This is a genomic window from Streptococcus moroccensis, assembly GCF_030812835.1.
Lineage (GTDB): Bacteria > Bacillota > Bacilli > Lactobacillales > Streptococcaceae > Streptococcus > Streptococcus moroccensis.
On sequence record NZ_JAUSTM010000043.1, the window covers coordinates 1 to 6,451 of the forward strand.

The window sequence follows — 6,451 nt, forward strand, 5'->3', positions numbered from 1 at the left end:
CTTTATGGGAGTTTAGGTCTCACACTTGGTGTGGTGAGAGGGCAAACAGACTGCTTGAACTCAACTCTCGTTCATCTGTCTTGGAACAGTATCGCCTTTCTCCTATCTATATTGTGATACCAAAATCAAGGGTGCTTTCGTATCATGAAAGCACCCTATTGTTTTGAAGGGGAATCACATAAAGGAGGAAATGATGTCATCCGAACAACAGGAACGCCAAGCTATTCAATATGCGGAACGTAGTACTATGTTTACGGTAAAGGTTCTTCTTAAACTCTTAGAGTGGTCAGCTAGACACGCCCTAGCACAAGACTCGGCTTATAAGATTGGGGTTCAAAAGTTAGAAGAACTCCTTCAAAGTCCATATGCCATTGAGTCGCTGAATATCTCAAAAGACATCTTGGATAAACCAGTTGATGTCGAGAAATTCAAGGAATTGGTGGAATCAGAAAACCTTCCTATTGCCATTAGTTGGCAAGGAGATTACCTTCATTTCTATGCTAAGGATAAGTCGCTCTTAGACAAGCACTTAGATGAGTTGCTTCAGAAGTTGGTTTCCAATCCAGAAAAACTGAAAGGGCTAACTATGGATAAAACTCTTGATGAGGAAATCGCACAAGCCAAGGAACAGATTGTGATGTCAGAACCCTCTGCTGTGAAAACAAAGGAGGTCATTCTCTAATGGTCTCAGGGAAAAAAGCCTTTATTTTTGGCGTATTAGGACTTGCTCTTGGCTATTTCTGCCATCGGCTAGTCTTGCTTTACGATAGTCTACCTAATCAACCACCTTTGGAACGTCTTGTCTATCTCTTAGGAGAGGGACAGAATCAGGTCTTAAATCCCTTGTGGAATGGAAATTTCACTGGCAAATCAGTTTTAGGCTTTTGCTTTGGGCTTGTGACGATGGGCCTAGTCTATCTTTATGTTTCAACTGGTCAAAAGGTTTACCGAGAAGGGGCTGAGTATGGTTCTGCTCGCTTTGGAAACAATCGTGAGCGTAAATCCTTTCTCAGTAAGAATCCCTTTAATGACACCATTTTGTCACGAAATGTTAGACTAACCCTGTTAGAAAAGAAAGCTCCTCAATTTGACCGAAACAAGAACCTTGTGGTCATTGGTGGGTCTGGTAGCGGGAAGACCTTTCGATTTGTCAAACCCAATCTGATTCAGCTAAACTGTTCCAATATTGTCGTTGACCCTAAGGATCACTTAGCTGAAAAGACAGGGAAGCTCTTTTTAGAGCATGGCTATCAGGTCAAGGTCTTAGACCTTGTAAACATGATTAACTCAGATGGCTTTAATCCTTTTCGTTATGTGGAAACGGAGAATGATTTGAACCGTATGCTTACGGTCTATTTCAATAATACCAAAGGCAATGGCAGTCGCAGTGATCCTTTTTGGGATGAAGCTTCCATGACCTTAGTGAGAGCCATTTCCTCTTACTTGGTGGATTTTTACAATCCTCCAGGTAGTACAAAGGAAGAAGCAGACAGTCGTCGTAAGAGTGGGCGTTACCCCTCTTTTTCTGAAATTGGAAAACTCATCAAGCTCTTATCCAAAGGAGAAAATCAAGATAAGAGTGTCTTAGAAGTGATGTTTGAGACCTATGCCAAGACATATGGGACAGAAAACTTCACCATGCGTAACTGGGCAGACTTCCAAAACTACAAGGATAAGACCTTGGATTCGGTAATCGCCGTGACAACAGCTAAGTTCGCCCTCTTTAATATCCAATCTGTCATTGATTTAACCAAACGTGACACCTTGGACTTAAAAACATGGGGAACGCAGAAAACCATGGTCTATCTCGTTATTCCAGATAATGACACCACCTTTCGGTTTCTTTCAGCCCTTTTTTTCTCCACCGTCTTTTCAACCTTAACGAGACAAGCTGATGTGGACTTTAAGGGGCAACTGCCTATCCACGTCAGAAGTTATCTAGATGAATTTGCGAATGTCGGTGAAATTCCAGACTTTGCGGAACAAACCTCAACAGTTCGCTCACGGAACATGAGTCTCGTACCCATTCTTCAAAACATTGCCCAACTTCAAGGGCTTTATAAGGAGAAGGAGGCTTGGAAAACCATTCTAGGAAACTGTGACAGTTTGCTTTATCTTGGAGGCAATGATGAAGAGACCTTTAAGTTTATGAGTGGTCTCTTAGGCAAACAAACCATTGATGTGAGAAGTACCAGTCGGTCGTATGGCCAAACAGGGTCTGGGTCAACGTCTCATCAGAAAATCGCAAGGGATCTCATGACCCCTGATGAAGTCGGAAACATGAAACGTGATGAATGCTTGGTGAGAATTGCAGGGGTTCCTGTTTTTAAGGAGAAAAAGTTCTTTCCCTTGAAACACAAGAACTGGCAATACCTGGCGGATAAGGAGTCAGATGAACGTTGGTGGCATTACCACATTGACCCACTAGAAACAGAGGAAGTTCCGTTTGAACCTTCTGACCATAAGGTCAGAGATTTAAGTACAGAAAACACACTACACTAATAGAAAAGAGGAATCGTATGAACCAAAAATTAACAGGCTTTGTTTATGGCGTGGACGCCAGTTCCATGTTTGCCCAAGCCATGGCGCTCTTACAAAAAGGAATGGTTGCGACAGGCGCCTTTCTTGTCGTCATGGGCATTATTAACCTATCAACCAATATCAAGGATGGTGGACCTGGTGTCCGCAATGCCATCTTAGAAATTGTGGGTGGTGTTATGGTAGGTGCCGCAGGTGCCTTCATCACCCAAATTACCATTTAGGAGGGCTAAGTATGACATGAACAACACATTACCTTCAGCTTTTGTCTATCTAGCCTCGGAGAAAATTTCAAGCGATAGCCTTTTTGAAGGCTTTAACGTGGACTTGGAATCGACGGCCAACTTGATCAAATCCCTTGCGGATTATAACCCAACCGTGTGGTCTTATATGTCAGCGATCACAAAAGGAGTGATGCAACCATTGGGAGTGGCTATTTTAGCAGTCGTTTTAGTCCTTGAGTTCTCGAAGATGGCTAAGAAAATCGCCAACTCAGGTGGTGCCATGACTTTTGAAGCTATTGCTCCTATGATTGTCTCTTATATCATGGTGGCTGTGGTCATTACAAACACCACCGTTATTGTAGAAGCCATCTTAGCCGTTGCTTCTCACATCATTGAAGGCGTAGCTGGTGTCGTTTCTCATGGGGGAACGACTTATGAGACCATTTCAGGACTTAAAGGGTCAGGAATTATTGGAAAACTCATTGTTGGCTTTTTTGCCATTCTGATATGGTTAGTGCGATTGGTTAGTGTGATGGTGGTGAATCTCCTCATTACCATTCGCTTTATCCAACTTTATCTCATGATTCCATTTGCGCCTTTAACGATTCCGACTTTCCTTAGTGACGATTGGCGAAGCGTTGGGATTGGCTACCTGAAAAACATCATGGTCTATGCTCTCCAAGGTGTCTTGATTTTCTTAATCATCTCCCTTGTTCCCCTCTTTGAATCAGCTGGGAAATTGGCTCTCTCAAATGGGGCGGGAGTGATGGAGACGCTAGCGACTGCCTTTGGTGGTTTAGTTCAGGCTATTTTATTGATCATTGCCTTGGTGGGCAGTCAACGGACTGCGAGAAGTATCCTAGGCATGTGAGAGTAGGACAGGAATCGGTACTGCTTTGCAGTCGATTACGTCGTCCTACCTCCGCAAGGACGACTAGAACTGTCATAGCTAGGAACTAGCGAAGAGAGTTCAGACGTCTACTGCGTCAAATTCATTAAACCATTCAAACTGGACTGAGATTTCCATCTTAGTCCTTTTATCAAAGAAGGAGATAATACTTATGAATACACGTGTTTTTAAGGACATCACAAAAGTTCAACACAGGGCTTGGCTAGGTTTTACCACACGACAAGTTATTTTTGTATTACCAGCCATTGCTATTACCATCCTGATTTTAGGGTTAAACCTCTTTTATTGGCAATTTGGGGATTGGTTTGTCTATGGTCTTATCTTTACTTTTACCATTCCCCTCATGTTATTTGGGGTCTATCGCCCTAATGACTTACCTTTTGAAACGTATCTTAATTATAAATGGCATTATGAAATGACCATACCAGACCGTACACTAACTGGACAGAAAGGAATACAACGTGAAAAAAACAAATCGCTCAATGAAACCAAAGACCTCTTCTAAACACAAGAAGACACGTAAACCAAAAGAAGAAGTGCTACCAACAACTGTTAATACGCTTCTTTACCAAGCCCTTTTTCCTAATGGTCTCATGCAAGTCACCCCAGATTATTTTTCTCAGTCCTATCTTTTAGGAGATGTCAATTACCAAACGGTTGGTTTGGAGGATAAGGGAGCCATTATGGAAACCTATTCGGACTTGATTAACAGTTTGGATGACAAGACCAATTTCCAACTTACTATTTTTAACCAGAGGGTCAACTTGGATAAGTTTAGAAAGGGTGTCTTGTATCCTTTTCATGAGGATGGCTACGATACCTATCGGGAAGAACTCAACCGTATTATGGAAAATAACCTTGAAGCTGGAGAAAATAACTTTTCAGCTGTTAAATTCATCTCTTTTGGGAAATCAGACCAAAATCCGAAACTCGCTTATCGCTCTCTGTCTCAGATTGGGGAATACTTCAAGAGTGGTTTTTCTGAAATTGATGCGAACTTTACCCTCCTCAGTGGAGAAAGCCGTGTGAATCACTTGGCTGATATGTTGCGTGGGGAAAATCATTTGCCCTTTACTTATCAAGACCTGGTGCGTTCAGGACAAACAACCAAGCACTTTATTGCCCCAACCAGTCTGTCCTTTAAGCACAAAAATCATATTGAAATGGATGATAGACTGCTTCAGATTGTCTATGTTCGTGACTATGGGATGGAGTTGGGAGATAAGTTCTTACGAGAACTCATGCAGTCGGATTTGGAAGTGATGATTAGTCTCCATGCCAAAGGGTCAGCCAAGTCAGAAGCCATGACCAAGCTCCGTACCAAGAAGACTTTGATGGAATCGCAAAAAATTGGGGAACAACAAAAGATGGCACGATCTGGCGTATATCTTGAAAAGGTTAGTCAGGTCCTAGAAAGTAACATCGATGAAGCCGATGAGCTGATTAAAACCATGACGCAAACAGGCGACAAGCTCTTTGACACCCTCTTTGTGATTGGGGTCTTTGCGGATAACGAAGACCAATTGAAGCACTCCCTTGATATTATCAAACAAGTGGCAGGTTCTAATGACCTTGTGATTGATAATCTGACCTATATGCAAGAAGCTGCCTTTAATAGCTTATTGCCATTTGGGAAGAACTACCTTGAGGGTGTGTCTCGGTCTCTTTTGACCTCAAACATTGCCGTCAACTCCCCATGGACCTCTGTTGACCTACAAGATAAGGGCGGGAAGTTTTATGGGATAAACCAGCTTTCAAGTAACATTATTACTATTGACCGTGGGAAGCTCAATACCCCATCAGGATTGATTCTAGGGACATCAGGTGCTGGTAAAGGGATGGCGACTAAGCATGAAATCATCTCAACCAAGTTAAAAGAAGCAGAGACTGATACCGAAATCATCATTGTAGACCCTGAAAATGAGTACAGTATCATTGGTCAAGCCTTTGGTGGGGAAAGTATTGACATTGCGCCTGACTCTACCACTTTCTTAAACGTTTTAGACTTATCCGATGACAATATGGATGAAGACCCTATTAAGGTCAAATCTGAATTTCTATTGTCTTGGATTGGGAAACTCTTAGACCGGAAAATGGACGGTCGAGAAAAGTCCCTAATTGACCGTGTAACACGGCTAACCTATAAACATTTTGACACACCATCTCTCGTGGAATGGGTCTTTGTTCTTTCTAAACAACCTGAACAAGAAGCCAAGGACTTAGCCCTTGACATGGAACTCTATGTGGAAGGGTCACTCGACATTTTCTCACACCGTACTAATATTAAAACGGATAGCCATTTCCTCATTTACAATGTCAAAAAATTAGGGGATGAATTGAAGCAGATTGCCCTCATGGTCATCTTTGACCAGATTTGGAATCGCGTGGTTAAAAACCAAAAACTTGGCAAGAAGACCTGGATTTACTTTGATGAAATGCAGCTTCTGTTGCTGGATAAGTACGCTTCTGATTTCTTCTTTAAATTATGGAGCCGTGTCCGTAAGTATGGCGCCATTCCAACAGGCATTACTCAAAACGTAGAAACCTTACTTCTTGATGCCAACGGCAGACGTATTATCGCTAATAGCGAGTTCATGATACTTCTAAAACAAGCTAAGAGTGACCGAGAAGAGTTGGTTCATCTTTTGGGCTTATCTAAAGAACTTGAGAAATACTTGGTTAATCCAGAAAAGGGAGCTGGATTGATTAAGGCAGGCTCAACTGTTGTTCCCTTTAGAAATAAAATCCCACTTCAAACCCAACTCTTTGACATCATGAG

The 6,451-nt window shown here is 42.2% G+C and carries 6 protein-coding genes and 1 pseudogene; all 7 read left to right on the forward strand.

From position 1 onward, the window contains the following. Positions 1–117: pseudogene (locus tag J2S23_RS10995) on the forward strand (CPBP family intramembrane glutamate endopeptidase); the annotation flags it as partial. A gap of 76 nt (positions 118–193) precedes the next feature. Continuing rightward, complete coding sequence (locus J2S23_RS11000) at positions 194–682, forward strand: hypothetical protein (protein ID WP_003052084.1); 489 nt, start codon at positions 194–196, stop codon at positions 680–682. Next, positions 682–2,502: a VirD4-like conjugal transfer protein, CD1115 family gene (locus J2S23_RS11005; RefSeq protein WP_307122763.1), complete on the forward strand. Its 1,821-nt coding sequence runs from the start codon at positions 682–684 to the stop codon at positions 2,500–2,502. Before J2S23_RS11000 ends, J2S23_RS11005 begins: the two co-directional genes overlap by 1 nt. A gap of 17 nt (positions 2,503–2,519) precedes the next feature. Continuing rightward, positions 2,520–2,762 (forward strand): hypothetical protein, encoded by a 243-nt coding sequence (locus J2S23_RS11010; RefSeq protein ID WP_001072180.1) that lies wholly within the window; start codon positions 2,520–2,522, stop codon positions 2,760–2,762. 16 nt (positions 2,763–2,778) lie between these two features. Further along, entirely contained in the window at positions 2,779–3,633 is an 855-nt protein-coding gene (locus J2S23_RS11015; RefSeq protein WP_307122764.1) for a VirB6/TrbL-like conjugal transfer protein, CD1112 family, read from the forward strand. Positions 3,634–3,823: 190 nt separating this feature from the next. Next, the gene (locus J2S23_RS11020) at positions 3,824–4,177 is read left to right on the forward strand and encodes a PrgI family protein (protein ID WP_307122765.1); all 354 of its coding nucleotides are present in this window, start codon (positions 3,824–3,826) and stop codon (positions 4,175–4,177) included. Next, positions 4,134–6,451: VirB4-like conjugal transfer ATPase, CD1110 family (locus tag J2S23_RS11025; protein WP_307122766.1), on the forward strand; the 2,318-nt coding region annotated here is incomplete at its 3' end. The genes J2S23_RS11020 and J2S23_RS11025, both read left to right, overlap by 44 nt.

Excerpts from the sequence above, each read along its gene's own strand:
- J2S23_RS11000 (WP_003052084.1), top strand. The coding sequence starts at position 194 with ATGTCATCCGAACAACAGGAACGCCAAGCTATTCAATATGCGGAACGT.
- J2S23_RS11005 (WP_307122763.1), top strand. The coding sequence starts at position 682 with ATGGTCTCAGGGAAAAAAGCCTTTATTTTTGGCGTATTAGGACTTGCT.
- J2S23_RS11010 (WP_001072180.1), top strand. The coding sequence starts at position 2,520 with ATGAACCAAAAATTAACAGGCTTTGTTTATGGCGTGGACGCCAGTTCC.
- J2S23_RS11015 (WP_307122764.1), top strand. The coding sequence starts at position 2,779 with ATGAACAACACATTACCTTCAGCTTTTGTCTATCTAGCCTCGGAGAAA.
- J2S23_RS11020 (WP_307122765.1), top strand. The coding sequence starts at position 3,824 with ATGAATACACGTGTTTTTAAGGACATCACAAAAGTTCAACACAGGGCT.